At 67.0% G+C, this 26,332-nt stretch carries 25 protein-coding genes and 1 pseudogene; 15 read left to right on the top strand and 11 right to left on the bottom strand.

Features of this window, described 5'->3' with window-relative positions:
- Positions 1–123 precede the first annotated feature (123 nt).
- The 4 genes and pseudogenes from AK36_RS04035 to AK36_RS04020 all read right to left on the bottom strand — a co-directional run bounded on the left by AK36_RS04035 (position 124) and on the right by AK36_RS04020 (position 4,652).
- Positions 124–1,401 (bottom strand): Nramp family divalent metal transporter, encoded by a 1,278-nt coding sequence (locus AK36_RS04035; RefSeq protein WP_045577914.1) that lies wholly within the window; start codon positions 1,399–1,401, stop codon positions 124–126.
- Between the two features lie 94 nt (positions 1,402–1,495).
- Positions 1,496–2,751, bottom strand: a pseudogene (locus AK36_RS04030) (oxalate decarboxylase family bicupin).
- A 314-nt stretch (positions 2,752–3,065) separates the two neighbouring features.
- On the bottom strand, positions 3,066–4,400 hold the full coding sequence (locus tag AK36_RS04025; protein ID WP_045577913.1) for a type II toxin-antitoxin system HipA family toxin: 1,335 nt from the start codon (positions 4,398–4,400) through the stop codon (positions 3,066–3,068).
- 3 nt (positions 4,401–4,403) lie between these two features.
- The gene (locus AK36_RS04020) at positions 4,404–4,652 is read right to left on the bottom strand and encodes a helix-turn-helix domain-containing protein (protein ID WP_011882387.1); all 249 of its coding nucleotides are present in this window, start codon (positions 4,650–4,652) and stop codon (positions 4,404–4,406) included.
- A gap of 255 nt (positions 4,653–4,907) precedes the next feature.
- Between AK36_RS04020 and sapR the strand changes: the two genes are divergently transcribed.
- From sapR to AK36_RS03980, 8 genes are all read left to right on the top strand, one after another.
- The gene (sapR, locus tag AK36_RS04015) at positions 4,908–5,798 is read left to right on the top strand and encodes a sap1 transcriptional regulator SapR (RefSeq protein WP_034195142.1); all 891 of its coding nucleotides are present in this window, start codon (positions 4,908–4,910) and stop codon (positions 5,796–5,798) included.
- Between the two features lie 16 nt (positions 5,799–5,814).
- Complete coding sequence (ddpX, locus tag AK36_RS04010; RefSeq protein WP_014724757.1) at positions 5,815–6,378, top strand: D-alanyl-D-alanine dipeptidase; 564 nt, start codon at positions 5,815–5,817, stop codon at positions 6,376–6,378.
- 73 nt (positions 6,379–6,451) lie between these two features.
- On the top strand, positions 6,452–8,053 hold the full coding sequence (locus tag AK36_RS04005; protein WP_045577912.1) for an ABC transporter substrate-binding protein: 1,602 nt from the start codon (positions 6,452–6,454) through the stop codon (positions 8,051–8,053).
- A gap of 10 nt (positions 8,054–8,063) precedes the next feature.
- Positions 8,064–9,134 carry an ABC transporter permease gene (locus tag AK36_RS04000; protein WP_014724756.1) on the top strand — a complete coding sequence of 357 codons (1,071 nt, stop codon included), beginning with the start codon at positions 8,064–8,066 and terminating at the stop codon, positions 9,132–9,134.
- 66 nt (positions 9,135–9,200) lie between these two features.
- Positions 9,201–10,115, top strand: a complete 915-nt coding sequence (nikC, locus tag AK36_RS03995; protein WP_011882392.1) for a nickel transporter permease — start codon at positions 9,201–9,203, stop codon at positions 10,113–10,115.
- Position 10,116: 1 nt separating this feature from the next.
- The gene (locus tag AK36_RS03990; RefSeq protein WP_045577911.1) at positions 10,117–11,031 is read left to right on the top strand and encodes an ABC transporter ATP-binding protein; all 915 of its coding nucleotides are present in this window, start codon (positions 10,117–10,119) and stop codon (positions 11,029–11,031) included.
- Entirely contained in the window at positions 11,028–11,789 is a 762-nt protein-coding gene (locus AK36_RS03985) for an ABC transporter ATP-binding protein (protein ID WP_014724754.1), read from the top strand. Before AK36_RS03990 ends, AK36_RS03985 begins: the two co-directional genes overlap by 4 nt.
- A gap of 137 nt (positions 11,790–11,926) precedes the next feature.
- Positions 11,927–12,181 carry a GlsB/YeaQ/YmgE family stress response membrane protein gene (locus tag AK36_RS03980; protein ID WP_011882395.1) on the top strand — a complete coding sequence of 85 codons (255 nt, stop codon included), beginning with the start codon at positions 11,927–11,929 and terminating at the stop codon, positions 12,179–12,181.
- Positions 12,182–12,328: 147 nt separating this feature from the next.
- Here the strand turns inward: AK36_RS03980 and AK36_RS03975 are convergent, their stop codons facing one another.
- Positions 12,329–13,225: a LysR family transcriptional regulator gene (locus tag AK36_RS03975; RefSeq protein WP_011882396.1), complete on the bottom strand. Its 897-nt coding sequence runs from the start codon at positions 13,223–13,225 to the stop codon at positions 12,329–12,331.
- Between the two features lie 117 nt (positions 13,226–13,342).
- Between AK36_RS03975 and AK36_RS03970 the strand changes: the two genes are divergently transcribed.
- From AK36_RS03970 to AK36_RS03960, 3 genes are all read left to right on the top strand, one after another.
- Complete coding sequence (locus AK36_RS03970) at positions 13,343–14,278, top strand: NmrA family NAD(P)-binding protein (protein WP_045577910.1); 936 nt, start codon at positions 13,343–13,345, stop codon at positions 14,276–14,278.
- 336 nt (positions 14,279–14,614) lie between these two features.
- Positions 14,615–14,923 carry a hypothetical protein gene (locus tag AK36_RS03965; RefSeq protein ID WP_034195148.1) on the top strand — a complete coding sequence of 103 codons (309 nt, stop codon included), beginning with the start codon at positions 14,615–14,617 and terminating at the stop codon, positions 14,921–14,923.
- Between the two features lie 359 nt (positions 14,924–15,282).
- Positions 15,283–15,618 (top strand): hypothetical protein, encoded by a 336-nt coding sequence (locus AK36_RS03960; protein ID WP_014724751.1) that lies wholly within the window; start codon positions 15,283–15,285, stop codon positions 15,616–15,618.
- A 25-nt stretch (positions 15,619–15,643) separates the two neighbouring features.
- On the opposite strand, the gene AK36_RS03955 is transcribed toward AK36_RS03960, so the two are convergent.
- The 3 genes from AK36_RS03955 to AK36_RS03945 form a co-directional block, all read right to left on the bottom strand.
- Complete coding sequence (locus AK36_RS03955) at positions 15,644–16,516, bottom strand: LysR substrate-binding domain-containing protein (RefSeq protein ID WP_045577909.1); 873 nt, start codon at positions 16,514–16,516, stop codon at positions 15,644–15,646.
- 153 nt (positions 16,517–16,669) lie between these two features.
- Entirely contained in the window at positions 16,670–17,569 is a 900-nt protein-coding gene (gene bla / locus AK36_RS03950) for a class A beta-lactamase (protein ID WP_011882401.1), read from the bottom strand.
- A gap of 216 nt (positions 17,570–17,785) precedes the next feature.
- Positions 17,786–18,646, bottom strand: coding sequence for a peptidoglycan DD-metalloendopeptidase family protein (locus tag AK36_RS03945; RefSeq protein ID WP_014724749.1), 861 nt, complete (start codon positions 18,644–18,646; stop codon positions 17,786–17,788).
- A 531-nt stretch (positions 18,647–19,177) separates the two neighbouring features.
- Here AK36_RS03945 and AK36_RS03940 point away from each other — a divergent pair.
- Entirely contained in the window at positions 19,178–20,074 is an 897-nt protein-coding gene (locus AK36_RS03940; protein ID WP_014724748.1) for a LysR substrate-binding domain-containing protein, read from the top strand.
- A 53-nt stretch (positions 20,075–20,127) separates the two neighbouring features.
- A complete protein-coding gene (locus AK36_RS03935; RefSeq protein WP_045577908.1) occupies positions 20,128–20,514 on the top strand; it encodes an ester cyclase in 387 nt (128 codons plus the stop codon).
- A 55-nt stretch (positions 20,515–20,569) separates the two neighbouring features.
- Here AK36_RS03935 and AK36_RS03930 read toward each other — a convergent pair whose 3' ends face one another.
- Positions 20,570–21,724 carry a porin gene (locus AK36_RS03930; RefSeq protein ID WP_014724747.1) on the bottom strand — a complete coding sequence of 385 codons (1,155 nt, stop codon included), beginning with the start codon at positions 21,722–21,724 and terminating at the stop codon, positions 20,570–20,572.
- A 389-nt stretch (positions 21,725–22,113) separates the two neighbouring features.
- Between AK36_RS03930 and AK36_RS03925 the strand changes: the two genes are divergently transcribed.
- Positions 22,114–23,217, top strand: coding sequence for an OpgC domain-containing protein (locus AK36_RS03925; RefSeq protein ID WP_045578414.1), 1,104 nt, complete (start codon positions 22,114–22,116; stop codon positions 23,215–23,217).
- Between the two features lie 61 nt (positions 23,218–23,278).
- Entirely contained in the window at positions 23,279–24,199 is a 921-nt protein-coding gene (locus AK36_RS03920) for an alpha/beta hydrolase (protein WP_045577907.1), read from the top strand.
- Positions 24,200–24,288: 89 nt separating this feature from the next.
- Here AK36_RS03920 and AK36_RS03915 read toward each other — a convergent pair whose 3' ends face one another.
- Positions 24,289–24,621, bottom strand: a complete 333-nt coding sequence (locus AK36_RS03915; RefSeq protein WP_011882409.1) for a cupin domain-containing protein — start codon at positions 24,619–24,621, stop codon at positions 24,289–24,291.
- A 69-nt stretch (positions 24,622–24,690) separates the two neighbouring features.
- Positions 24,691–26,169 carry a sensor domain-containing diguanylate cyclase gene (locus AK36_RS03910; RefSeq protein WP_045577906.1) on the bottom strand — a complete coding sequence of 493 codons (1,479 nt, stop codon included), beginning with the start codon at positions 26,167–26,169 and terminating at the stop codon, positions 24,691–24,693.
- Positions 26,170–26,332: the final 163 nt, after the last annotated feature.

The following is a 26,332-nucleotide window of genomic DNA, read 5'->3' as shown; positions in this document are numbered from 1 at the left end:
TTGCGGGACGAGCACACGCTATGCGTAGCGATCGACGACAACGACCGCGCGTGGTGCGAAACGCGCGTGCCGTGCCCGCGCAGCGCCGGACCTGCAGCAGCAAGCTGCCCGCCCGTATCGCGTTCAATTGAATGCCGCCCATACCAGGTACGCGTTCAGCCCGACGATCACGACCGTCGCCGCGCCGGCGACGATCCGCAGCGGCATCCGCATCGCGTAAGCGCCCATCACGTCGGTGCGCGCCGACAGCATCAGCAGCGCGATCATCGGCATCGGCAGCACGAAGCTCAGTACGACCTGACTGACCACCATCGCGCGCGTGACGTCGCAGCCGAGCGCGACCACCACGAACGCGGGGGCGATCGTCACCGCGCGCCGCAGCCAGATCGACATGCGGCGGCGGATGAAGCCCTGCATCACGACCTGCCCGGCCATCGTGCCGACCACCGAGCTCGACACACCGGAGGTCAGCAGCGCGACGAGAAACAGCGCGCCGGCCGCCGGCCCGAGCACCGGGATCAGCGTGTGATAGGCGTCGCCGATGTCGGTCATGCCCGGCGCGGTCGCGTGAAACGCCGACGACGCCATCATCACCATCGCGAGATTCACGAACCCGGCGAGCCCCAGCGCGATCACGACCTCGCGGTTCGAGAAGCGCACGAGCCGCCGCCGCTCTGCGTCGTTGCGCGGCGCTGCGCGATCCTGCGTGAGCCCCGAATGCAGATACAGCGTGTGCGGCATGATCGTCGCGCCGATGATGCCGACTGCGATCGTCAGCGCCGCATGGTCCGGAATCTGCGGGACCACCAGATGGAACGCGGCTGCCTGCCAGTTCTGCGGCGCGATCAGCAGTTCGCCGAGATAGCACGCGCCGATCACGCCGACCAGCGCCGCGATCGCGGCCTCCAGCGGCCGGAAACCGCGTTTTTCGAGCGCCAGGATCGCGCAGGTTGCGAACGCGGTCGCGATCATCCCCGCGAACAGCGACAGGTGGCACAACAGCCCGAACGCGAGCGCGCCGCCGAGGAATTCGGCGAGATCGGTCGCCATCGCGGCGATCTCCGACGCGATCCACATGCCCCACACGACGGGCGCCGGGAAGCGCGCGCGGCACAGCTCGGCGAGATTGCGGCCGGTCACGATGCCGAGCTTCGCCGACATCGCCTGGAACAGCATCGCGATCGCGTTCGCGGCCAGCACGACCCAGAGCAGCCGGTAGCCGTACGCGGCGCCGGCCTGGATGTTGGTCGCGAAGTTGCCAGGGTCCATGTAGCCGATCGACGCGATCACGGCCGGGCCGACGAACGGCAGCAGCGCGGCGCGCGCCGCGCCGTCGCTGGGCTGGGCGGACCGGCCGTTCAGCGCGAAGCCGCCGGCGGTTTTGCTCGGGACAGGAATCATGGTGAGTATTCCGTTCGAATGAAGTGGACCGATTCGGGGTTCGGCCCGCCAAGCCAGCAAGCCGCATGCCGGCCACGGCAGGACGCTGGCGGCGTTACAGCGGCACGACGTCGGGACGATTGCGCGGGAACTGCGCGATCACGTCCGGCGCGATGTTCAGGTGCGCTTCGACGAGCTGCGGCGGCGTGTGCGCGAGCCAGTCGGACAACGACACCTCCGCATAGCGGTCGGCCTTGAAGATCTCGAGGAACACGAGGTCGGTGCGGCCGGTGTTCTGCACGTAGTGACCGAGGCTCTTCTTCACATAGCCGACGTCGCCCGCGCGGAAGTCGGCCGTCTGCGCCTTCGGCCCCGTGTCGAACACGGTCATCCGCGCTTCGCCCTGCAGGTAGTACTGCCATTCGTCGGCGTTCGGGTGCCAGTGCAGCTCGCGCATGCCGCCCGGGTGCACGGTGACGAGCGCCGCCGCGACGGTCGTCGACACGTTGAAGTTGGTGCTGTCCGCGATCCGCACTTCGCCGCCGCGCGTCTTCCTGACCGGCTTCATGTCGCCGAGCGAAAACACGAACGGATGCGGCGGCGCACCGGCCGACGCGGCCGACGCGCGCTGCGCGTCCGCGAGCGGGCCCGGTTCGTCGCCCTGGAAGATCCACAGGTTGTCGAGCGGCACGTTTTTGAACGCGTCGGCCGGCACGCCGAAATTCAGCGCGAGCACGTCGGGCGGCGTATGCGCGATCCAGTCGGTCAGCAACAGCGTGTTGAATTCCGACGCGCGACCGTTATCGAAGGCGAGCAGGAATTCGGCGCCGTCGCTGCCGAGGCCCTGCAGCGAATGCGGCAGGCCGGGCGGGAAATACCACAGATCGCCGGTCTTGACGTCCTGCACCGACGGCCGTCCGAGCTCGTCGAGCACCGTGATCCGGCAACGGCCGTCGAGCATGATGGCCCACTCGGCCTGCTGGTGCCAGTGCATCTCCCGAATGCCGCCGCGCGTCAGCCGCATATTGACGCCGGAAATGGTTTCGGAAATCGCGAAATCGTCCTGCGTCACTTCGCGCGCCCATCCGCCATTCTGAATGCGTTTATGGGCATTATTGAAAGACGCCCAGAATAACGGCATCCCGTTGATATCGGTGGCCGGCGAATCCTGAAAAGACGGGAATTGATTGGCGATGGCTGGATTTTTAGGCCCGGGTCGGACAGGCTCTGCCGGTTGCGGGCATTCACCGCGCCTTCCGGCGGGCTGTCCGGGTTACCGAACGAAGCGGCCTTCGCCGTTACCGCAATGCCCGCGGCGGCAATTGCGCCGGCCGTACTCGTCAACATTCTGCGTCGAGAAAGATTCGTCATGATTTCCTCTTCATTTTTACATTCGAGAGAATTCCCATTACGGAATACCGGCCGTTTTCGAATCATCGAAAATCGAACATCCCGTCACGCAAGTTAAATCCATATTCATCTAAAAATTAAATGAATTATTAAGCTGAATTAATGAATAAAACTGATCGACTTTAATTTTGTAATTATTGCGATGCAGCAGCGGATGAATGTCGATGAGAAGAGAGCGGGATGCGCGCCGCGCGATGGCGGCTCGATGCCATCGACGGGAACGCGAAAGTGCGGATGCGCCGGCTTTCAGCTGCCGAGTCCGGGCGGCGGCCGGGTCACTCCCGCGGCAGGTCGGCAAGTCGTTGCGCAGCGAAGCGCAATCCGCCGAGGATGCGTTCGGCGATCCGCGCCGGAAACCCGGCCGGCAGCGCCGCGCCGACCGATTCGATCACGTGCGGCGTCATCGCTACGAGTCGTTCGACGATCGGCGTAGCGATATCGCCGAGCAGGCAATATTCCGCCATCGCAGTGAAGTGCCGACGCGTGATGTCGCGCATCGCATAGTGCTTGCGCTTGCCGTGCACGGCCATCGCGAGCTTCGCCTTGTGCCACGACCACTGGTTCGCGCCGTCCCCCTCGACCGGCCAGATTGACATCACGTCGTAGAGCGGCGTCAGACGGAAGCGGCCGCCCGGCAGCAGGCGCAGGCTGAAGTTCTTTGCATGCCCGTCCGGCGCGGCGAGCATCCAGAACACCACCAGCGCGGTAAACAGCGTGTCGAGGTCGGCCTGCGCCGTTTCCGACCGGCGCAGGATGCCGGCCAGATCGGGCACGCCGGGGCCGCCCTGCGATTCGTATTTCAGATGCGGCGGCACGCCGAGCGCCTGGCAAAAATCCTCTTGCGGCAAGCGCAACAGCCACCCGCCGTCACGATGCAGCGCGCGATCGAAGCGCGCGACGGACAGCACCTTGTGTGCGCCGAAACGCAGGATGTCGGCATGCGCCGTCGGCAGGCCGAACGCGCGCAGGATCGCAAGGCACAGCCACTCGTTTTCGACGGATGTCGTCAGATCCGCACGCTTGTTGCCGACCAGCCCGAGCGGCAACTTGAGGATATGCGTGGTCGGCGTCGAGCCATGCGGACGCATCCAGCGCCCGTCGTGAAACAGCAGCGCGGTCTTTTCCTGCGCGCCGGCCAGCGACAGGCGGAAGTCGTCGTCGTCCTGCGCACCGCCCGCCGCCCCGCTCGCCTGATCGAGCACGCGCGCCACGTCGTCGTCGGACAACGGCGTACCGTCGATCCGGTCATGGCCGGTCGGCGTTTCATCCTCGCCGAGCAACTGCACCGCGCCGACGCAGTCCCGGCCGAGTGCGGCGAGCAGATCGAACGGCTCGGTCGTCGCCGTGCCGAACCGCGACGCAAGCCGGCGCCGGATCGCGTCGCTGTCGGGCAGCAGGTTGTCGAAGTAGTGATTCACGCGCTCGCCGCGCAACGGCGCAGGACCGATGCCGAACGGCAGCGACAGCGACAGCGGGCGCCCGGCATCCGACTGTTTCCAGCCGGCGTCGTACAGCAGTTCCATGTCGCCGCGCGCGGGAATCCGCCAGATTCCGACCCGCACGCCGTTGGCCCAGATCGATAGCGCGCGGCTGTGCGATTTGCGTCCCATCGATTACCACTCGACGTCGGCAGCGTCGCGCCCGTCCTTCGTGCGGATGCTGAGCTCGAGACCGTACAGCGCGGTCAGTTCGAGCAACTGCTTGAGCGACAGGCTTTCGGTGCGGATCGTTTCCAGCGACGACAGGCGCGATTGGCCGACGCCGATGCGTGCCGCCGCCTCGGCTTGCGTCAGCCCCTTGGCCTGACGCGCGGACGACAGGATTTCGCCCAGTTGAGCAGGGGTATTGACGATGAGATTCACGGCGGGCGTCCTGGATGCAATCTATGCAGTATATCTCTGACAGGCATAAACGTAAATTATCTCTAACAGACATAAACGCAAAGTATTCCTGTCAGTAATATTTTCACACTGCAGAGCGCTGCTGCCGGCCGTAGCACGTATGCCAACCCCTATCACCCCTCGTCCGTCCATAGTTTTTATTCGCTGGCGCTCATGATTTTGGCTTTGTCAGATAGATGACATCTAATCATCAAATGACAGCGATCTAACATTTCGATGACCTGCACGTTCGCCCACACCGTCGAATCGCACTTTGCCGAGCTGACGCCGACCGCAAAACGCATCGCCAGCTACATGCTCGCGAACCTCGATCGGCTCGGCCTCGAAACCGCCGACCAGATCGCGCAGCAGACCGGCACCAGCGGCATCTCGGTCGGGCGCTTCCTGCGCAGCATCGGCTACCGGAACCTCGACGACCTGAAACGCGAACTGCGCGGCGGCGGCAACGATCGCCCATGGATGATCACCGACCGGCTCGACGAGTACCGCCGCGCCGCCGCCGCGCCTGCGACCGCCGACGCGCGCGACGGCGATCGTAGCGGCAGCCCGCTCGCCGCATCGCTCGAGCGCGAGCTCGACGCGATCCGCCACGTGTACCGGCTTGCCGAAGAACCGGTGTTCGCGCAGGTCGCGGACCGCATCGCCGACGCCGACGCGGTGTTCATCCTCGGCATCCAGTCGACGCGCGGCATCAGCAACGCATTCAGCAGCTACCTCGAATACCTGCGCCCGCGCGTGTTCTATTCCGACGGCCAGTCGGGCTCGTACGTCGATTCGCTGAACTCCGAATTCGAGCGGCCGTACTGCATCGTCACCGACACGCGCGCGTATTCGCGCAGCGCGCGCCGCTATTGCCAGGCAGCCGCCGAGCGCGGCCAGCCGTTCGCGCTGGTCACCGACCTGTATTGCCCGTGGGCGCGCGAATGGCCGGCCGACCTGCTGCAGGTGAAGACCGACGTCGGCCAGTTCTGGGATTCGCTCGCGCCGCTCACCTGCCTGTTCAACCTGCTGATCACCGCGGTGGTCGATCGCCTCGGTCCGGCGATCGACCGGCGCGTCGCGCGCAACCGCGAGTTGCAGCGCACGTTCGACCAATTCGAATCCTGAGCAAACCGGACCGCCGATGAACCCTCACCGCCTCGTCGAAATCACCCCCGCCACGCATCGCGTCGAGATCGATCTCGTCTACGCGAGCGCGCGCAACCTGACCGGCAAGCCGATCTACCGCCACACGCACTGCCTGCTGCTCGAACCGGCGGAAGCCGCGCTGCGTCGCGCGATCGACGTCGCCGCGCAGGCCGGCTTCACGCTGCGCATCTACGACGCGTATCGGCCGCCGCAGGCGCAGCAGGTGTTGTGGGATTTCCTGCCCGATCCGAACTTCGTCGCCGACCTCGGCCGCGGCTCGAACCACAGCCGCGGCACCGCGCTCGACCTGACGCTGGTCGGCGCGGACGGCGCGCCGCTCGACATGGGCACCGGCTTCGACGAGATGGTGGCCGCGTCGGGCCACTTCCATGCGGGGCTGCCCGAGCACGTGCAGCGTAACCGGCTGCTGCTGCTCGGCGTGATGCACGCGGCCGGCTTCGCGCATATCGACAGCGAGTGGTGGCATTACGAATTGCCCGGCTCACGCGCGTTGCCGCAGATCGACAACGCCGCGAGCGGCCCGTGGCAACTGATGTAGCGGCGAGGCACGCCGCCGTTTCGATGCACGTGCAACGACTTCAACGACTTCAACGAAAGATGGAGAAGCGCCCATGAAACTCCCGATCTCCCGGCTCGTCGCGGCGCTCGCCGCCGCGTCCGTTCTCGCCGCCGTTCCGCTTCGCGCCGCGCACGCGGCCACGCCGAAGGACATGTTCGTGATGGCGACGCTGCTCGACGAATTCACGACGCTCGACCCCGGCGAGATCTACGAGCTGGTGCCCGAGGAATACGTGGCGAACACCTACGATCGCCTCGTGCGAGTCGACCTGCGCGACCCGTCGAAATTCAACGGCGACGTCGCGCAATCGTGGACGGTCAGCGCCGACGGGCTCACCTATACGTTCAAGCTGCGCACGGGCCTGAAGTTCCACTCGGGCAATCCGCTGACCGCCGACGACGTCGCGTGGTCGATCCAGCGCACGGTGCTGCTCGACAAGGGGCCGGCGGCGGTGCTCACCGGCATCGGCCTCACGAAGGCGAACGTCGCGACGAACGTGAAGAAGCTCGACGACCAGACGGTGTCGATCACGACCGACCAGAAATACGCGCCGACCTTCGTGCTGAACGTGCTCGGCTCGTGGCCGGCGTCGGTGCTCGACCGCAAGCTGCTGCTGTCGCACCAGCAGGGCAACGACTTCGGCAACGCGTGGCTGAAGACCAACGAGGCCGGCTCCGGCGCATACCGGCTCGTCAAGTGGACGGCCGGCGACAGCATCGTGCTGCAACGCTTCGACGGCTACCGGCTGCCGCTCGCGATGAAGCGCATCGTCCTGCGCCACGTGCCGGAGGCGGCGAGCCAGCGCCTGCTGCTGGAGAACGGCGACGTCGATGCGGCGCGCGACCTGAGCCCCGACGATCTCGCGTCGGTCGTGAAGTCGGGCAAGGCGAAGGTCGCGGCCTCGCCGCAGGCGACGCTGCTGTATCTGGGCCTGAACACGAAGAACCCGACGCTCGCGAAGCCGGAGGTGCAGGAAGCGCTGAAATGGCTGGTCGACTATTCCGGCATCCAGGCCAACGTCGTCAAGACGACCTACAAGGTGCACCAGACCTTCCTGCCGGAAGGCTTCCTCGGCACGCTGAATTCGAACCCGTACAAGCTCGACGTCGCGAAGGCGAAGGCGCTGCTCGCGAAGGCCGGCGTGCCGAACGGCTTCTCGGTGACGATGGACGTGCGCAACGACTATCCGTACACCGAGATCGCGCAGGCCGTGCAGGCCAACTTCGCGCAGGCGGGCGTCAAGGTGCAGCTGATTCCGGGCGACAACAAGCAGACGCTCGCGAAGTACCGCGCGCGCCAGCACGACATCTACATCGGCGAATGGTCGGCCGACTACATCGATCCGCACAGCAACGCGCAGGGTTTCGCCTGGAACCCCGACAACTCCGACAAGTCGAGCTATAAAATGCTCGCCTGGCGCAACAGCTGGGACATTCCTCAACTGACCAAGGACACCGACGCCGCGCTCGCCGAACCCACTGCCGCGCAACGCGCGCAGCGCTATCAGGCGATGCAGAAGGCGATGCTCGCGCGCTCGCCGTTCGTGATCATGTTCGAGAAGGTCGCGCAGGTCGCGACGCGGCCGGGCGTGAGCGGGCTCGAAGTCGGGCCGATCAACGATCTCGTGTCGTACCGTAACCTGAAGAAGCAATAACACTCGCCGCATGTCGACTCCCGTCTCCTCCCTCGAAGCGCTGCGCACGCTGCCCGCGCGACGCCCGGCCGTACGCTGGGCGCTGCGCGTGCTGCGCTGGGCGCTCACGCTCGCCGTCACGTTCGCGGGGCTGCTCGCGCTGACGTTCGTGATCGGGCGCAAGGTGCCGATCGACCCCGTGCTCGCGATCCTCGGCGATCGCGCGTCGGCCGACGCTTACGCGGCCGAGCGCATCGCGCTCGGCCTCGACAAGCCGCTCGCGACGCAGTTCCTGATCTACGTGCGCGACGTGCTGCACGGCAATCTCGGGATCTCGCTGCTGACGTCGAACCCCGTGCTCGACGACATCCGCCGCGTGTTCCCCGCGACGCTCGAGCTCGCGACCATCGCGACGTTGATCGGCATCGCGCTCGGCGTGCCGCTCGGCGTCGTGGCCGCGGTCCGGCACAACCGGCCGGTCGACCACATCGCGCGCTTCGTCGGGTTGATCGGCAACTCGGTGCCGGTGTTCTGGCTCGGGCTGATGGGGCTGCTGCTGTTCTATGCGCGGCTGCACTGGGTGGCCGGCCCCGGCCGGCTCGATCCCGTGTACGACGGCATGGTCGACCCGCGCACCGGCAGCCTGCTGATCGACTCGGCGCTCGCGGGCGAATGGGACGTGTTCCGCAACGCGGTGTCGCACATCGCGCTGCCGGCCGCGATCCTCGGCTATTACTCGGTCGCGTATCTGAGCCGGATGACGCGCTCGTTCATGCTCGACCAGCTGAGCCAGGAATACATCGTCACCGCGCGCGCGAAGGGTCTGTCGGAGCGGCGCGTGATCTGGCGGCACGCGTTCGGCAACATCGCGGTGCCGCTGCTCACCGTGATCGCGCTGACCTACAGCAACCTGCTCGAGGGCTCGGTGCTGACCGAGATCGTGTTCGCGTGGCCGGGCCTCGGCTCGTACCTGACCGGCGCGCTGCTGAATGCCGACATGAGCGCGGTGCTCGGCGCGACGCTCGTGATCGGCGCGATGTTCATCACCGTCAACCTGCTGACCGACGCGCTGTATCGCGTGTTCGATCCGCGTGCGCGCTGAGGGCCGCTTCGCCATGACCGCTTCCTGCTGCGCTGTCCTTCCCTTCCTGCCGAAGATCGTCCGCCCATGAACATCGAGCGTCCCACGCTGCGTGCGTGGCTTCTTTCCGACGCCCCCGCGTCGCGTTCGCAGGCCGCGTTCGGCCTCGCGTACCGTCGCTGGCGCCGCTTCGCCACCAATCCGCTGAACCTGTTCGGGCTCGCGATCCTGGTCGCGCTGATCGCGGTCGCGATCGTCGGGCCGCTGATCATGCCGCACGATCCGCTGCGTCAGGTGCTGTCCGACCGGCTGCTGCCGCCCGGCTCGCCATCGCACTGGCTCGGCACCGACCAGCTCGGCCGGGACATCCTGTCGCGGCTGATCGGCGGCTCGCGCATCACGCTCGGCATCGCGCTGCTGGTGGTCGTGATCGTGGTGCCGATCGGCCTGCTGATCGGCACCACGGCCGGCTATTGCGGCGGCTTCGTCGACAGCGTGCTGATGCGCATCACCGACATCGCGCTCGCGTTCCCGAAGATCGTGCTCGCGCTCGCGTTCGCGGCCGCGCTCGGGCCCGGCGTGATCAACGCGGTGGTCGCGATTTCGATCACCGCGTGGCCCGCGTACGCGCGGCTCGCGCGCGCCGAGACGATCCGCATCGCGCAGGCCGACTACATTCATGCGGCGCGACTGCAAGGCGCGTCGGGGCCGCGCATCCTGCTGCGCTACATCGTCCCGCTGTGCATGTCGTCGGTGATCGTGCGCGCGACGCTCGACATGGCCGGCATCATCCTGACCGTCGCGGGCCTCGGCTTCCTCGGCCTCGGCGCGCAGCCGCCGAGCCCCGAATGGGGCTTCATGGTCGCGTCGGGCCGCAACGTGCTGCTCGACGCGTGGTGGGTCGCGACGCTGCCCGGCGCGGCGATCCTGCTGGTGAGCCTAGCGTTCAACCTGCTCGGCGACGGGCTGCGCGACGTCTTCGATCCGCGTCATGGAGCGTGACATGCAAGCGAATTCCACTGAAACGGCCGCGCCGCTTTGCGAGATCGACGGGCTGAAGATCGGCTTTCGCGGGCACGACGGCGTCGTGTCCGACGCGGTGCGCGACCTGTCGCTGACGCTCGCGCCCGGCGAGCGGCTCGGCATCGTCGGCGAATCGGGCTCCGGCAAATCGCTGACCGGCCGCGCGCTGCTCGGGCTGCTGCCGGACGCCGCGCGCTGGTCGGCGCGCACCATGCGCTTCGCCGGCCGCGACCTGCTCGCGATGACGCCCGGCGAGCGCCGTCGGCTGTGCGGCAGCCAGATGGGGATGATCCTGCAGGATCCGAAGTATTCGCTGAACCCGGTGATGACCGTCGCGAAGCAAATGGCCGAAGCGTTCCGGCGGCACGAGCCGGGGCTGCGCGGCCGCGCGTTGCGCGAGCGGATCGTCGACGCGCTCGCGGCCGTGCAGATCCGCGATCCGGCCCGCGTCGCCGATGCGTATCCGCACGAGCTGTCGGGCGGGATGGGCCAGCGCGTGATGATCGCGATGATGGTGTCGACCGGCCCGCGGCTGCTGATCGCCGACGAGCCGACCTCGGCGCTCGACGTCGCGGTGTCGATGCAGGTGCTCGCGGTGCTCGACGCGATGATCGCGCAGCACGGCACGGGGCTGATGTTCATCAGCCACGACCTGCCGCTCGTGATGTCGTTCTGCGATCGCGTCGCGGTGATGTATGCGGGCCGCGTGGTCGAAACCTGCGCGGCGCGCGACCTGCGCGATGCGACGCATCCCTATACGCGCGGGCTGCTCGCGGCGAATCCGCCGCTCGTGAACCCGCCCGACGAACTCCCCGTGCTGCGGCGCGATCCGGCGTGGCTCGAGGCCGCGCCGCCCGCAAGCATGCCGATGCAACCACCGGAGACCACACGATGATCGACGTCGACCACGTCTCGATCCGCTTTCCCACTCGCACGGGCCACGTCGATGCGGTGCGCGACGCGAGCTTCGCGGTCCGCGACGGCGAGGTGTTCGGGCTCGTCGGCGAATCGGGCTCCGGCAAGTCGACGCTGCTGCGCGCGCTGACCGGCCTCGTCCCGCTCGCCGGCGGCAGCCTGTCGATCGACGGCCGGGCCGTCGGCGGCACGCCGGATCGCGCCTCGCGCCGCCACGTGCAGATGGTGTTCCAGGATCCGTACGCATCGCTGCATCCGCGCTTCACGGTCGATCAGACGCTGCGCGAGCCGCTGTCGATCCACCGGATCGACGACGCCGATGCACGCATTGCGCGGGCGCTGTCGGAGGTCGGGCTCGGGCCGACGTTCCGCTTCCGCTATCCGCACCAGCTGTCGGGCGGGCAGCGCCAGCGCGTCGCGATCGCGCGCGCGCTGATCGTCGAGCCGCGCGTGCTGCTGCTCGACGAGCCGACCTCCGCGCTCGACGTGTCGGTGCAGGCCGAGATCCTGAACCTGCTGCGCCGCCTGCATCGCGAACGCAAGCTGACGATGATCGTCGTGAGCCACAATCTCGCGGTGATCGGTTTTCTGTGTCAGCGCGTCGCGGTGATGCAGCACGGCCAGATCGTCGAGCAGTTGCGGATCGAGGACGTGCGTGCCGGACAGGTCGCGCGCGACTACACGCGCACGCTGCTGCGCGCGACCGAAGGGTATCGCCGTCTCGATCCGGTTGCCTGACACGCGCGCGACGCATGGGCGTGCAATACTCGGCACCCCGCGCGCCGGTGCATCGGTGTGCCGAGCAATGGAACCTGCGCAGCGCGCGCTGGTCCATTGCTGTTCGTCAACAACTCAATGGCAACAGGGAGGCGTTCATGCTGCAATTCATCGAAACGCTGGTGGTCGGGCTCATCGTCGGCCTGCTCGCGCGCGCATTCAAACCCGGCGACGACAAGATGGGCATCCTGATGACCATCGTCCTCGGCGTCGTCGGCTCGCTCATCGCGGGCTATGTCGGCCGCGCCGCCGGCTGGTATGCGCCCGGCCAGGGCGCGGGCTGGATCGCGTCGATCGTCGGTGCGATCGTGCTGCTCGTGATCGTCGGGGCCGTACGCAAGCGCGCGGGCTGAGCGAAGCTGCGGTAGCACGAGGCGGCCGCCCGGAATGGGCGGCCGTTTTTTTGGGTTCTTCGTGGAGTGCAGAAGAGGCACGTCGGCGATCGGCCAGTTCAATTGCCTGTATCGATTGCCTGGCGCTCGCCTGGTACACCCAAGCCGCTAGACGCGCGAGGACGTTAGCCCGACTGTCTCGAGGTGACCAACAAGGGCATCGATGAAAACGCGGACCTTTGCCGACATACTGCGGTGAGTCGGATACAGCGCGTGAAGCTCGATGGGTTCTCGTCTCAATGACGGAAGCACCCGCACCAAGGTACCTGCCCTCAAGGCGGGAGCAGCGAGGTAGCTTGGAAGAAAACCAATCCCGCCCCCGCCTTCAAGCACGATCTTCTGCGCAGCCGCATCAGGAATAATTGCGCTACCACGCGGCCGTATGGTCAATTCCGCCTGGCCATCCTGAAACACCCAGCTCGTGGGCGCCTCTCGAACGACGAGCCGATGTCCATGAAGCTCGCTTGCCGCCATCGGCGCGCCCGACCGCGACAGGTAGGATGGACTTGCGCACAGCCACAATTCGACCGGCGGCAGCCTGCGTGCGACGAGCGACGAGTCGGGAAGTGTACCGACGCGCACCGCTACGTCGATACCTTCGCGCGCGATGTCGACGTAGTTCGAGTCCGTCGTCAGCTCGACGGTGAGCGCCGGATAGCGGTCGAGAAACTCGGGCAGCATGGGCGCAACGAGCCCCTGTGCGAACGATTGCGTCGTGTTGATGCGTAGCAGCCCGCGCGGTTCCCCCGCGTAGCCATCGATGATCGCCTGCGCTTCCTGCAGGTCGTGAACTGCCCGCGACGCGTAGGGCAGCAGCAGTTTTCCCGCATCGGTCAGCCGGAAGTGTCGGGTGGACCGGTCGAAGAGCGCCGATCCAATCTCCGTCTCCAACCGGACGAGTGCCCGGCTTACGGACGATTTGGGCGACTTCAGCGTGCGTGCCGTGCCTGAAAGGCTTCCGCTATCGGCTAAGCGAAGAAATATGATGAGGTCGGCCTGGTCCATTTCGTGTCGTTTTCCGGAACGCGGAGTCTCGATTCAGCCATCTTATATTCAAATTCGGCACGACCTAGACTTCTCCTCGACGCCGTCCACCGAGCGTCGTGACGAACCGAGGGAGTCATGGACAATACACACACGAGCTGTTTGGTCGTCGGCGCCGCCGGCAATCTTGGGCACCGAATCATCGATGCGTTACTTCGCACGCGACCCGCCGGTGAGATCCGCGCGGGAGTGCGCGGCGGTTCAGCAGGTAAACACGGCAATCGTGCAAGGCAGTGGCTTGCGAACGGCGTAACCGTCGTCAATACTGACCTGGACGACCCGCTCAGCCTCGAGCAAGCCTGTGCCGGCGTCGATACCGTTATTTCGGCAGTTCAGGGTGGCCCCGACATCATCGTCGATGGCCAGGCCCGTTTGCTCGAGGCAGCGCTCGCGGCAGGCGTCCGGCGATTGGTCCCGTCGGACTTCTCCGAGAACCTGTTCTCGATTCCGGAAGGCATCAACCCTTACCTCGACATGCGGCGGACCTTCGATCGCAAGGTCGCGCCGAGCGGCATTGGCCACACCCACATCCTGAACGGTGGCTTCATGGAGGCCGTGTTCTCCAACCCCGGCCTGATCGACGCCAAAGCGGGCACGATCGCTTACTGGGGCGACGACGAGGTGCCCCTCGATTTCACGTCCATGAACGACGTTGCAGCCTGGACCGTGGCTGCCGTCGAGGATCCGGCGGCGGCTAACAGGATAGTGTCCGTGGCAGGCGACTGCCGCACCATTGCCCAGATCGCAGCGGACTATGCAGCAGCGACCGGCAAGGAGCTTCATCGGGTGCGTCGAGGCTCGATCGCGGACGGCTATGCCGAGCTACGGCGAATGGCGAAGGCCGGTGCTCATCCGATGGCAATGCTGCCGCTCCAGTATCTGCTGCCGATGATGTCGGGCGAAGGCACCTTGCGCGACATCGCAAATGACCAATATCCGACCGTGCGGCCGACATCGCTCCTGGACTTCATGAAACGTCACTACGAAGGCGCACGCACGAAATTCGACAGCTAAACTTGCAAGTTAGACTGTCGTGATCTATGCTTTTCGCACGGCCGCGCTCGGGAGCACCGCCTTGCGCTGGAAGGTGCCGCCTCTGACCTGACGTTGGCGGTCGGCCAGTTTTCTTGCACCGGTCGTGGTTCATCGATTCCGGCGAACCGAATCTGTCGCGCTCCAGCGGGCTTGCCCGCCTGGACCGCGAGAGCCTTCCTCGCAGATGTCGATCGAGACAGTTCGAGCCTCACGACGTCGCGACTCGGGCTGCTGCCAATCCTTTCGGCTGCCGACTCGGCGATTCCGCGCGTCCCTATCCATTCATGCGTTTCACTCCCTTCGAAAGGACGAGTCATGAGCTTCGTTTCAGCCTTCTTTGCAGGTGCCTTCTTGTGCAACGCGATGCCGCACCTGACTGCCGGTCTGCGCGGCGAAGTTTTTCCGTCTCCGTTTTCGAAGCCGCACGGAAAGGGGCCATCGTCGCCGCTCGTCAATGTCCTTTGGGGCTTTCTGAACGCACTGATCGGCTTGGCGCTGCTGCTCCATCATCCGTTCCCGCCCGGGGTGAACGTAGATAGCGCGGCGATGCTCGCCGGCGTGCTGGTCATAGGTGTCTTCTCATCGGTTCACTTCGGCCGTGTACGCCGCGAAGGCTTGTTTTGAGCGTGCACGACGTCGGCACGCGAGTGCCCACCTGCGCAATTGACCAACGGCGACCACGACGAACCCATTGTTGGTACTGCGATTCACACGATCGCCGTTGGTTGACTCCCCAACGATTGGCCGGCAAACCGCCGTTCCTTCCACAGCGCTGCATGCGCCATCCGTACTACCCCGAGTTGCAGTAGTACAAGTTCGAGATAGATTGATCACCGGAACCCGACGTCCCTTGCGTGCCGTCGTCTCCCCGTTCTCACTCAAGAGGTTCGATGAACTTGCCGTTTACGCATACAGCACCGCAGCGTTGACGGCCTGCCATTCGAGCGGCCTCGCTGCGACGCGCTTCCACTCTGGAGCCTGTCATGAAGCATCGCCGTGCTACCGCCTCGTTCGCCCTCGCTGCCGCGCTTCTGGTTTCATCGTCTTCCTTCGCGGCCGGCGCGTCCGGCATAGTTCGCTTCACCGGCATGATCGTCGAGCCGCCCTGCTCGTTCACGGTCGACAGCGCCGATGCGCAGCATGCGCGCATGCGTCCCGATTGCCCGCGCCCGGCCACCGGCCAAGTCGCGTTCGTCGACGCGGCCACGCTGCGCACGGTCGCCACCACGTCGTTCTCCCAGGGTTCGCGCACGATCGTCGTCCCCGAGCGCGCCGGCACCGCCCATGCGCCGCTGATCGCCGTCGTCACCTACCAGTAGGAAGCGTCGCCCGATACTGCGCGCGTCAGTCGCGATGGCAGGCGATCCAGTCGCTGAACGCGCGGATCTTCTGCTGACTGCCGATGCTCTCCGGATAGACGAAGTAGTAGCGCGCGCCGGTCTCGAGCACGATGTCGAACGGCCGCTCGAGCCGGTGTGCGCTGACGTCGTCGTCGACGAGCGTCACGTCGCCGATCGCGACGCCGAAGCCCTGCATCGCCGCATTCGTCGCGAGGTCGAGCGTGTCGAAGGTCGGGCCGCGCTGCGCGTCGACGCCGCGCTCGCCCGCATGCTCGAGCCACGCGCGCCAGTCGCGATGATCGCGCGTCGGATGCAGCAGCGTATGGCGCACGAGATCGCCGGCCGCGTCGAGCGGCGCGGCGTGCCGCAGCTCCGGTGCGCACACCGGCGTCAGCCGCTCGTCGAACAACGGCAGCGCGACGACGCCCGCGCCCGGCGACGTGCCGTAGACGATCGCCGCATCGAACGGCTCGGTCGAGAAATCGACGACGTGCTGCCACGCGGTCGTGATCTGCACGTGCAGATCCGGATGCTCGCCCTGGAACCGCATGATGCGCGGCAGCATCCAGCGGATCACGCAGGTCGGCACCTTCAGCGCGAGATCGGTGCGCTGCCGCGTGAGCTTCATCGAGATGTCCTCGATGCGCGCGAAGCTCTCGTTGACGACCGGCAGCAACTGCTCGCCCTCCGGCGTCAGCAGAAGGCCCTTCGCGTGCCGCTTGAACAGCGGAAAACCGTAGTGCGCCTCGAGCGCCTGGATCTGGCGGCTCACCGCCCCCTGCGTGACGCACAGCTGCTCGGCCGCACGCGTGAAGCTGCGGTGGCGGGCCACCGTGGAGAAGATCTGCAGCGCGTGCAGAGGCGGAAGTCGGCGCATGGCGAGGCAGGTAAGCAGACGAACTGCGCGAACCAACGGCGCGCATGAAGCGCGCATCGCGCAGGCACACCGCGCGCCGGGACGGGCGCGGGCTGACCGACACGATAAGCGAAATGGCGGCGTTGCGCGAGCCGCGTCGCTCGCGCAGCGCGCTCAGGCCGTGGCGGTGAGCGCTCCGGTCGCGATGCGCGCCGCCGACGCGACGACGTCCGCGCGCGCAGCGGCGTCGGCCTGCGCTTGCGTGAACGACACCGCGAGCACGATCGGCGCGCGCGACGGCGGCCACACCACCGCGACCTCGGTCGTCGTGCCGTAACCGCCGGTGCCGCGCTTGGCCGCCACGCGCGAGCCCGGCGGCACGCCGGCCGCGATGCCGGTCGCGTCGGGCGCGCCGGCCGTCATCCAGTCGGTGAGCTGCGCGCGCTGCGCTTGCTGCAGCGTGTCGCCGAGCAGCAGCCGCTGCAGCGTATCGACCATCGCAACCGGCGTCGACGTGTCACGCTCGTCGCCGGGCGCGGCACGGTTCAGCTCGGGCTCCCAGCGATCGAGCCGGAACACGGTGTCGCCGCTTTCGTGCGCGAACGCCGTGACGGCCTGCGGGCCGCCGAGCACGTTCATCAGCAGGTTCCCCGCGCCCTTGTCACCCGACTGCAGCATTGCGGCGCAGAGTTGCGCGATCGTCATGCCCGTGTCGACGTGGCTCTCCGTCACCGGCGAGCCGGCCACGACTTCGTAACGGCGATACAGGATGCGACGCGGCAGCAGCGATGCATCGAGCGACGCACGCGCGAGGATCGCGGCGGCCGCGACGACCGCATAGGTGCCGCACAGTGGGAAGCGCTCGCGCGCATGATGCGCGATGCGCGTGCCGTTCGACGTGTCGAGCGCGGCGACGCCGAGCCGGCCGTTCGACGCCTTATCGAGTGCGGCGAGCTCGCTGCGGGCAACATGCGCGCGCCCCTGATCGGCAATGGGAGCCGACGTGCACGCGGCGACGAACGGCGCGGACACGGCGGCGAGCAACAGCGAACGACGAGTCGGAGAATGGTCCATGAATGAAGGCGTTCAGTCGGAAACGGTGGCGAAGCGGTGCATGGCGCAATACGCGCGGGCATTGGCGAGGCACGCGCGCGTTCATGGCGGCGGCCGGCTCGCGACGATGTGGCCGCACCTCGCGCGACACGTTCGTCGCCGCCGCGAACGGCGGCCCTCGCGTGAACAGGCCCTAGCGTAGCAGCGAGCGCCGCCGCGTTCCAGCGGCGCGCCGCTTCAGCCTTGCGAAGAAGGCAGATAAGGCATCGGATTGACCGGCTTGCCGTCGCGCCTCACCTCGAACAGCAGCGCGACATGCGCGTTGTCGACGTCGCCCATTTCGGCGATCGCATCGCCCTGGCGCACGATGTCGCCCGTCTTCACGAGCACCCGGCGGCTATGCGCGTACGCGGTCAGAAAATCCGCATTGTGCTGGACGATGATCAGGCTGCCGTAATCGTTCAGGCCCGTGCCCGCATACATCACGCGGCCGTCGGCGGCCGCGCGCACCGGGTCGCCCGGCCGGCCGGCGATCTGAATGCCGCGGTTCTGGCCGGGACGGAACGCATCGACGATCTTGCCGCGGGCCGGCCACGTCAGCGACACCGCGCTCGCGTGCCGCCTGGTTTCGTTGACGACCCGGCGCTCGTTCGCCGGCGACACGTTCGGCTGCGCGGCAGCCGCGGGATTGGTCTGCGCGGCGGGAGCGGCCGGAACGGCACCAGCCGTCGCGTCGCTCGCGCGCTGCGCCGGTGCCGGCTGCTGCTGCCGGACGATGCGCAGCACCTGTCCGCGCCGCAACCTGGCGTGCGCATCGAGCTTGTTCCAGGTACGCAGCTCGGCCACGCTGCAAGCGTGCGCGGCCGCGATGGCGCTCAGCGTGTCGCCGCGCTTCACCACGTACTTCCGTACGACGAGGATCGGGGCAGCCGGCGGCACCGGTGTAGCCGGCAGTGCAGCGGCGGGCTGCTCCGACGACGGTCCCGCGAGCGTATCGCTCGGCGGAACGGGTTCCGTACTTGCACAACCGGCCATGACGAGCACGGCGGCCAGGCCGGGCAGCCAGGCCGCGTTGCGGTACATCTCGCACAGTTTCATGGACGATCGACTCCCGTTTGACAATCTTTCAAGCATCTCAAAAACGGAACGGCCGACGTGTAACCGGATGCAAACAATGATGACAAACGATCACGAGGCGCGCGTCGGCGGGACCTTCGTTCTCGGTAATACGGTCGGAATCGGAAAAACTTGACGGTTTCCTGCACGCCAGGCGGCAATTTTCTCGCCCGAGGACCGCCGGAACGGCATTCGGACGGCCGGCGCGGCCTTCATCGCAGCCAGTCGACCAGCTCGGCGCAGGCCCATGCGACGCCGATGCACAAGAACAACAGGTGCAACGCGATCTTGAACGACACACCCCACGACGGCTCGTCGCGCATCCCGGTCTCCTCCTGGATCGATATGCGGCGATGATCGGTGACCGATCGCGCCCCGAAAATGCGGAAGCGGCGAACCGTGTCTCAGGCTCAGCCTGAGGCACGAGGTCCGAGGTCCGAGGCCGGCCCGAGACCGGCGCGGCCGTTCCTGCTAACTTATCGGCCATTCCCGTCCTGACGCCCCGCTCCGACCATGCGCTTCGATCTGACCGACCTGCGGCTCTTTCTGAACATCTGCGAGGCCGGCACGATCACGGGCGGCGCCGAGCGGACCCACATCACGTTGCAGGCCGCGAGCGAGCGCATCCGCGGCATGGAGGACGAACTGGGCGTACCGCTGCTGCACCGGGCGAAGTCGGGCGTGCAGGCGACCGATGCCGGCCATGCGCTCGAGCATCACGCACGCACGGTGCTGCAACAGATCGATCAGATGCGCGGCGAGCTGCAGCAATACGGCCAGGGGCTGCGCGGGCACATCCGGCTGCTGTGCAATACGGCGTCGCTGAGCGAATACCTGCCCGACGCGCTCGCCGCATACCTGCCGCATCATCCGAAACTGTCGATCAGCGTCGAGGAGCGTTCGAGCCAGGAGATCGTGCATGCGATTCGCAACAAGACCGCGGAGGTCGGCATCGTCGCCGATTCGGTCGGCCTCGACGGGCTCGAGCAGCGGCGCTTCCGCGAGGACTGGCTGATCGCGGTCGTGCCGGCCGCGCATCCGCTCGCCGCACGCGAGCACGTCGCGTTCGACGAAATCGTCGATGCGGACTTCATCGGGCTCACCGACGGCAGCGCGCTGCAGGTCCATCTCGCCGAGCAGGCGCGTGCGCTCGGCAAGCGAATCCGCTACCGTGTCCAGTTGAAGAGCTTCGACGCGATCTGCCGCGTGATCGAAAGCGGCGTCGGGATCGGCATCGTGTCGCGCCATGCGGCCGAGCGCGCGGCGCAGACGCTGGACGTGCGGCTCGTCGAGCTGTCCGACGCATGGAGCCATCGCAAGCTGACGCTGTGCGCGCGCTCGTTCGACCAGTTGCCGAAATACACGCAGGCGTTCGTATCGTTTCTGTCGAACGACACGCCGCCGCGCTGAGCGACGCGCGGCCGTCGAAGCAACCGGAGGACATACGAGGAGGCATTGCCATCATGACCGAATCCGACCTCGCGATCCGCTATCGCGCATACATCGACTGCCTGAACCGTCAGGATTGGGCGGCGCTGGGCGACTACGTCGCCGACAACGTGATCCACAACGATCGGCCGCTGGGCCTGGCCGGCTACCGCGCGATGCTGGAGCAGGATTTCCGCGACATCCCGGACCTGCGTTTCGAGATCCGGCTGCTCGTGTGCGAGCCGCCGCGCATCGCGGCGCGGCTGCGCTTCGCGTGTTCACCGCGAGGCACGTTCATGGGGCTTGCCGTCGACGGCAGGCGCGTGACCTTCGCCGAAAACGTCTTCTACGAGTTCGACGACGGCAGGATCCGGCAGGTCTGGTCGGTCATCGACAAGGCCGCGATCGAAGCGCAGCTGTGATGGTCGCGCGCGGCCGCGGGCGCGGCGGCGGCCGGCGCTGCACTACGCTGCCCGCTCAGAACTTGTGGCGAATCGCGGCGCGCACCGCGAACTGGTTCGACGACGACGACGGCCCGTCGGTCCCGACGACATAGCCGCCGTCCGCCGCGGTGCCGGTCTTGTCGCCGGCCACTTTCTGCCAGGCGCCCTGCAGATAGACGTCGGTGCGCTTCGACAGGCTGTAGTCGGCCATCAGCCCGACGGTGTGGTACTTCGGCTTGAACGAACCGGCCGCAGCGTCGAACTTGCCGTCGGTGTACACGTACTGCGCGCCCAGATAGAAATCTGGCGTGAGCTGGTACTTGCCGTTGACCTCGAAGTTCTGGAACTTGGTCGCGCTCAGCCCGAGCCCCGAGAACGTCGATGCCGGCAGGTAGACCGTCGACACCGGGTTCTTCACGTCCGTCTTCGTATAGACGAAGCCGACCGTCGCCGGGCCGAACGTGTAGTTGATGCCGCCGCCGAAGATGCGCAGGCGGTCGGCGACGAAGTTCGCGTCGTCGGCGGCGATCGCGCCGGCGTTACCGGCGCCCGGGTTGTTCGCCTGCAGATACGCGGCCGCGACCTGCAGCCCGGCCAGCGAATACTGCGCGCCGAGGCTGTACTGGCGGTTGTTCGAGAAGCCGGTGCTGTTGCTGAAGCTGTAGGTGCCGCCGAACGTCAGGCCGTTCCAGTCGGCGCTCGCGTACTTGACCGTGTTGTTGACGCGGAACGAGTTGTCGGTGTTGTCGTTGTCGAACGGATGCGAGAACAGCGTGCCGCCCCAGTTGCCGTTGGCCGTGAGCGGCGCGAGGTAGTCGACGACCGAGTCGTACTGGCGGCCGAAGCTGAGCGTACCGAAGCGCGATTCGCTGAGCCCGACGAACGCCTGGCGGCCGAACATGCGGCCGCCCTGGCCGAGCCGCCCGTTGTTCACGTCGAAGCCGTTTTCCAGCGTGAAGATCGCCTTCAGCCCGCCGCCGAGATCCTCGCTGCCCTTCAGGCCCCAGCGGCTGCCCTGCGCGTAGCCGCTCGCGAGCTGGTAATTGGTCTTGCCGAGCCCGTTGACGTTCACGTTGTTGGTGTAGTTGAAGCCTTCGTCGATCAGGCCATACAGCGTCACACTGTTCTGCGCAAAGACCGGCGCGGCACAAGCGGCCAGCGCGGCGGTGAGAATGACGTGCTTCTTCATGACGAATCTCCGGAGCCTGGGCCGGGTTGGTCGAGCAACCGGCGCATGTTTGGTCTGTTGTTTACGTGGCCCGCCGTGCGGACGACGCGGTGTGCGGCCGCGTGAGGACAAAATGGTGTCACGTCGGAAATCGTCCGTCCATCGGGCTGCGGGTGCGCGGCGCAAACCGTTGCGCTCGTCCAACTGCGTACTGCGGCGTACTGCGCCGGCGGCCCGCCGCGGCTTGCCGGCGTTGGCCGGACGGGCCGCCATCCGCGTAAACCCGGTGGCAGCGGCATCGGTGGCACAATGCGCATCCGTTCGCCATTTCTTCACGAAGTCATGCTTCACCCCGATTCCTGCGCGGCACGTGCCAGCCGCGCATGCTGCGGGCGCCGGGAGGCGCTCCGATGACCGCGCCGGCCCGGGCCGGCCGCTACGCCGAGCTCGATTTCTTCCGCGGCCTGGTGCTGCTCGTGATCGTCGTCGACCACATCGGCGGCAGCATCCTGTCGCGCGTCACGCTGCACGCGTATGCGCTGTGCGACGCGGCCGAGGTATTCGTGTTCCTCGGCGGCTTCGCGACCGCCATCGCTTACAACTCGCTTGCGGAGCGCCACGACGAGGCAGCCGCGCGCCAGCGCTTCATCCGGCGCGCGTTCGAGATCTATCGTGCGTTCCTCGTGACGGCCGGCCTGATGCTGCTGATCACGGCCATGCTGAACGCGTTCTCGATCGACGGCCCGAACATGCCGACCAACGATCTCGACGGCCTGCTCGAGAAGCCGCTCGTCGCGCTGCGCGACATCCTGCTGTTCCGTCGCCAGCCGTATCTCGCGTCGGTGCTGCCGATGTACGCGTTCTTCGCGCTGCTGGTTCCGCTCGCGCTGCCGCTCGCGCGCACGCAGCCGTGGCTGCTGCTCGCGTTCAGCGGCTCGCTGTGGTACGCGGCGCCGCATGCCGCGCGCTTCCTGCCGACCGTCGAAGGCGTGCCCTGGGACTTCAACCCGTTCGCGTGGCAGTTCCTGTTCGTGCTCGGCGTGATCGCGCGCTGCCAGCCCGTCTACCAGACGCTCGCGCCGAAACCGCAGGGCTGGCTGCTCACGGCCGTCTCGCTCGCGATCGTCGCCGCGGGCGCGTACTACCGGCTGCGCATCGAGCCGTTCCCGACCGATCCGTCGATCAAGCAGAACCTCGGTGCGCTGCGGCTCGCGAACTTCATCGCGATCGCGTGGCTCGCGGCCAAGCTCGTCCACCTCGGCTGGATGAAGAAGGTCGCGCATGCGATGCCGTGGATCGGCACGATCGGCCGCCAGGGGCTGCTGTGCTTCGTCGCGGGCACCGGCATCTCGCTCGCGGTCGACTCGCTGCTGTACCAGGCGACCGAAGGCTATCTCGACGTGCCGCTCGGGCTGACCGCCGATGTCGTCGCGATGGGGCTGCTGTATCTGGTCGCGAAACTCTATGGGCCGCTCGTGTCGCGGCTGCCGTCGCCGTTCCGTTCGCGACGATGACCGGCCGAGCCGTCATGCGCGGCTGCTACGATAGCGGTCGCCTCCATTGAAACGCTTCGCCATGCGCCGCTTCGTCCTGCCAATCACCGCCGTGCTGCTCGCCGCCACGCTCGCCACCGCTCATGCCACGCCCGGTGGGCCCGCGGTGTCGCCGGGCGCGTCGTTCGCCGCGGCTGCGCCGGCCGCTCAGGAGCCGGCGCTCAATCCGGGCAGCAGCATCGCGCTGCGTTCGTTCCGGTCGGCGGCGCTGAAGCGCGACTGGTCGTACACCGTGTACCTGCCGCCCGGCTACAACGCGGAAGGCGCACGCTATCCGGTGCTGTACCTGCTGCACGGCAACGCCGGCAACGCGAACGACTGGATCACGCAGGGCCGGCTGCAGGTCACGGCCGACATGCTGATCGAGCGCCACGAGATCCCGCCCGTCGTGATCGTGATGCCGCAGGGCGGCACCGACTGGTACGTCGACCGCAAGGAGAAGATGCAGAGCGCGTTCCTCAACGATCTGCTGCCGGAGGTCGAGGCGCATTTCGCGGTGTCGAACCAGCGCGCGGGCCGCGCGATCGGCGGCGTGTCGATGGGCGGCTTCGGCGCGCTGCGCTTCGCGCTGCTCGAACCGGGCCTGTTCTGCGGCGCGATGCTGCTGAGCCCCGCGATCTACGCGAACGAGCCGCCGCTGAATTCCGCCGCGCGTTATGTGGGCGTGTTCGGCGACCGGCAATTCGATCCGCGCGTATGGCACGAGCTCAACTATCCGGCGCTGATGCGCGCTTATTTCACGCGCACGTGGCGCGTGCCGATGTTCATCGCGGCCGGCGACGACGACCTCACGATCCAGGCCGAATCGAGCCTGTTGTACACGCAGCTGCGCCGCGCGCAGAATCCGGCCGAACTGCGCGTCGTCGACGGCGGGCATACGTGGGACGTGTGGCGCGGGCTGCTCGGCCAGGGGCTGAGATACGTGCTCGAATGCGTGAGGTAAGGACGCGGGATCTTGCGCGGGCCGCCCGGCATCGGCGCTGGCACCGGTGGGCGCAGTCACGGGCCGATCGCTTGCGGCAGACCTGCGCGTCAGCGTTCGTGATAGACGGCGAGCCATACGGACGGCTCATCCGGATGCGTCCATGCGACCCGATGACGACAGTGCGGTTCGATCAGCAGATAGTCGCCGGCGCGCATCTCGAGCCGCGACCCATCGGCTTCGAACTCGAGCACCGCCGCGCCGGACAGCAACGCCACCCATTCGGCGCGCGTATCGTCGTACCAGAACCCAGCGGGACTCGCGTGGCCCATCGACACGATTCGCTCGATATCGACGCGCGCGCCGTGGACGAGCACGTCGACCTGCTCGTCGCTGCCGCGGCTTGCTTCGGGACTGAACAGGTTGCCGGTGTGAAGTTGCATCGTCTGATCCTAGTGTTCGCCCTTGGGTCAAGGCGGTTGACGCTCACTGTAGCCCACTGTCGCGCAGCGTCATGTCGACGGCCGGAACGCCGCAACCTTGTTTCGCCCGGTCGCATTCGCGCGGTATAGCGCCCGATCCGCGGCCTTGATCATGTTGTCGGCTTCCTCATCGCGCTCGGGCGTCCAGCTGGCCAGGCCGATGCTTGCGGTCACGTGCCCATGCTCGCTGCCGACGTGTTCGAGCGCCAGCTCGTCGATTGCCGCGCGAATGCGCTCGGCGATCCGCGCGGCGCCCGGCTCGGGCGTGTCGGGCAACAGCACGACGAACTCCTCGCCGCCGTAGCGGGCTGCGCTGTCGACCGGCCGGCGAATGTTGTCGCCGATGCAGCGCGCCACCGCCGCGAGCGCGTCGTCGCCGGCCTGATGACCATAGGTGTCGTTATAGGCCTTGAAACGGTCGACGTCGACGAACAACAGCGAGAACACCGAGCGCGCGCGCCGTGCGCGACGCCATTCGCGCTCCAGGACTTCCGCGAAGCTGCGGCGATTGCCGAGGCCGGTGAGACCGTCGGTGCGCGCGAGCAGCACGAGTTCCGATTCCGCGCGCATCCGATGCCGCAGCTGCGCGCCGAGCATCACCGACACCGCGATGAACGCCGCACCGAACGTTGCGACCAGCGCGCCGATCGTCGCGGCGCGGTGCCGCCACGCCGCGTAGATGTCCTGCTCCGCTTCGGCGACCATCACGATCAGCGGCAGCTTCGGCAGATGCCTGAAGTAGTACAGACGGCGCACGCCGTCGAGCGACGATTTTTCCGAGAACACGCCGTCGCGCGCGGCCTGGAAGCGCCCGAAGGTTGCCCCGCGGCTGACGTCGCGGCCGATGGTTTGCGCATCGTATGGCTGACGCATCACCACGACGCCGTCGTCGCGGATCAGCGACATCGAGCCGTGCTGTCCGAGCGACAGGCCGGCAAACAGCTGGTGGAAGTATTCGAGGTTCAGTGCGATGAGGACGACGCCGGCAAACGAGCCGTCCGGATTCGAGATCCGCCGCGTGAGGCCGATGCTCAGCGCGCCGCCGCGCAGCCGCGACGCGAACGGATCGCTGACATAGAGCCCGACATCCGGATGGTCGCGGTGGACGGTGAAGTACTTGCGATCGGCAAAATTGCCGCGGCGCGGCACGTCGGTAGCCGAATCGAGGACGATGTTACCGTCGGCATCGAGCACCAGCATCGAGCCGAGAAAGCGCGCGGTCATCGCGTTGTCGAACAGCACTGCGCGGCGCACGCTCGGCGGCGCATTCATCACGTCGGGACGCTTCAGGCCGTCGATGACGGCCTGCAGCGACAGGTCGTAGAGCTCGAAGTTGCGTTGGATGTCGCGCTCGACGATCAGGCCGAGGTTGCGCGACGTTTCGCTTGCCCGCTCGAGCGCGTCGGTGCGGCTCTGGAACAGTTGCAGCACGCACAGGCCCATGAGCGCGCAGGCAACCGCGATGCCGATCACGACGATGGTTATGGGAGCCGCCGGCCTCGACTGCATGTGTCTCCTTTGCGACGGAACGGGTGCGTACGCGCATGCCTCGATTACTTCATACTAAAAAAGGTGCGGGCGCAGATCAAGCGGCGGAGTTAGTTGGTGCGTGGGCGAGGGTTGCGCGTTGGGGCCGGCGCCGGTTGTATTTTTTTCACGCGGATCGAAAATC

The organism is Burkholderia vietnamiensis LMG 10929 (assembly GCF_000959445.1).
GTDB classification, from domain to species: Bacteria; Pseudomonadota; Gammaproteobacteria; order Burkholderiales; family Burkholderiaceae; genus Burkholderia; species Burkholderia vietnamiensis.
This window is presented reverse-complemented; position numbering and strand designations above follow the sequence as displayed.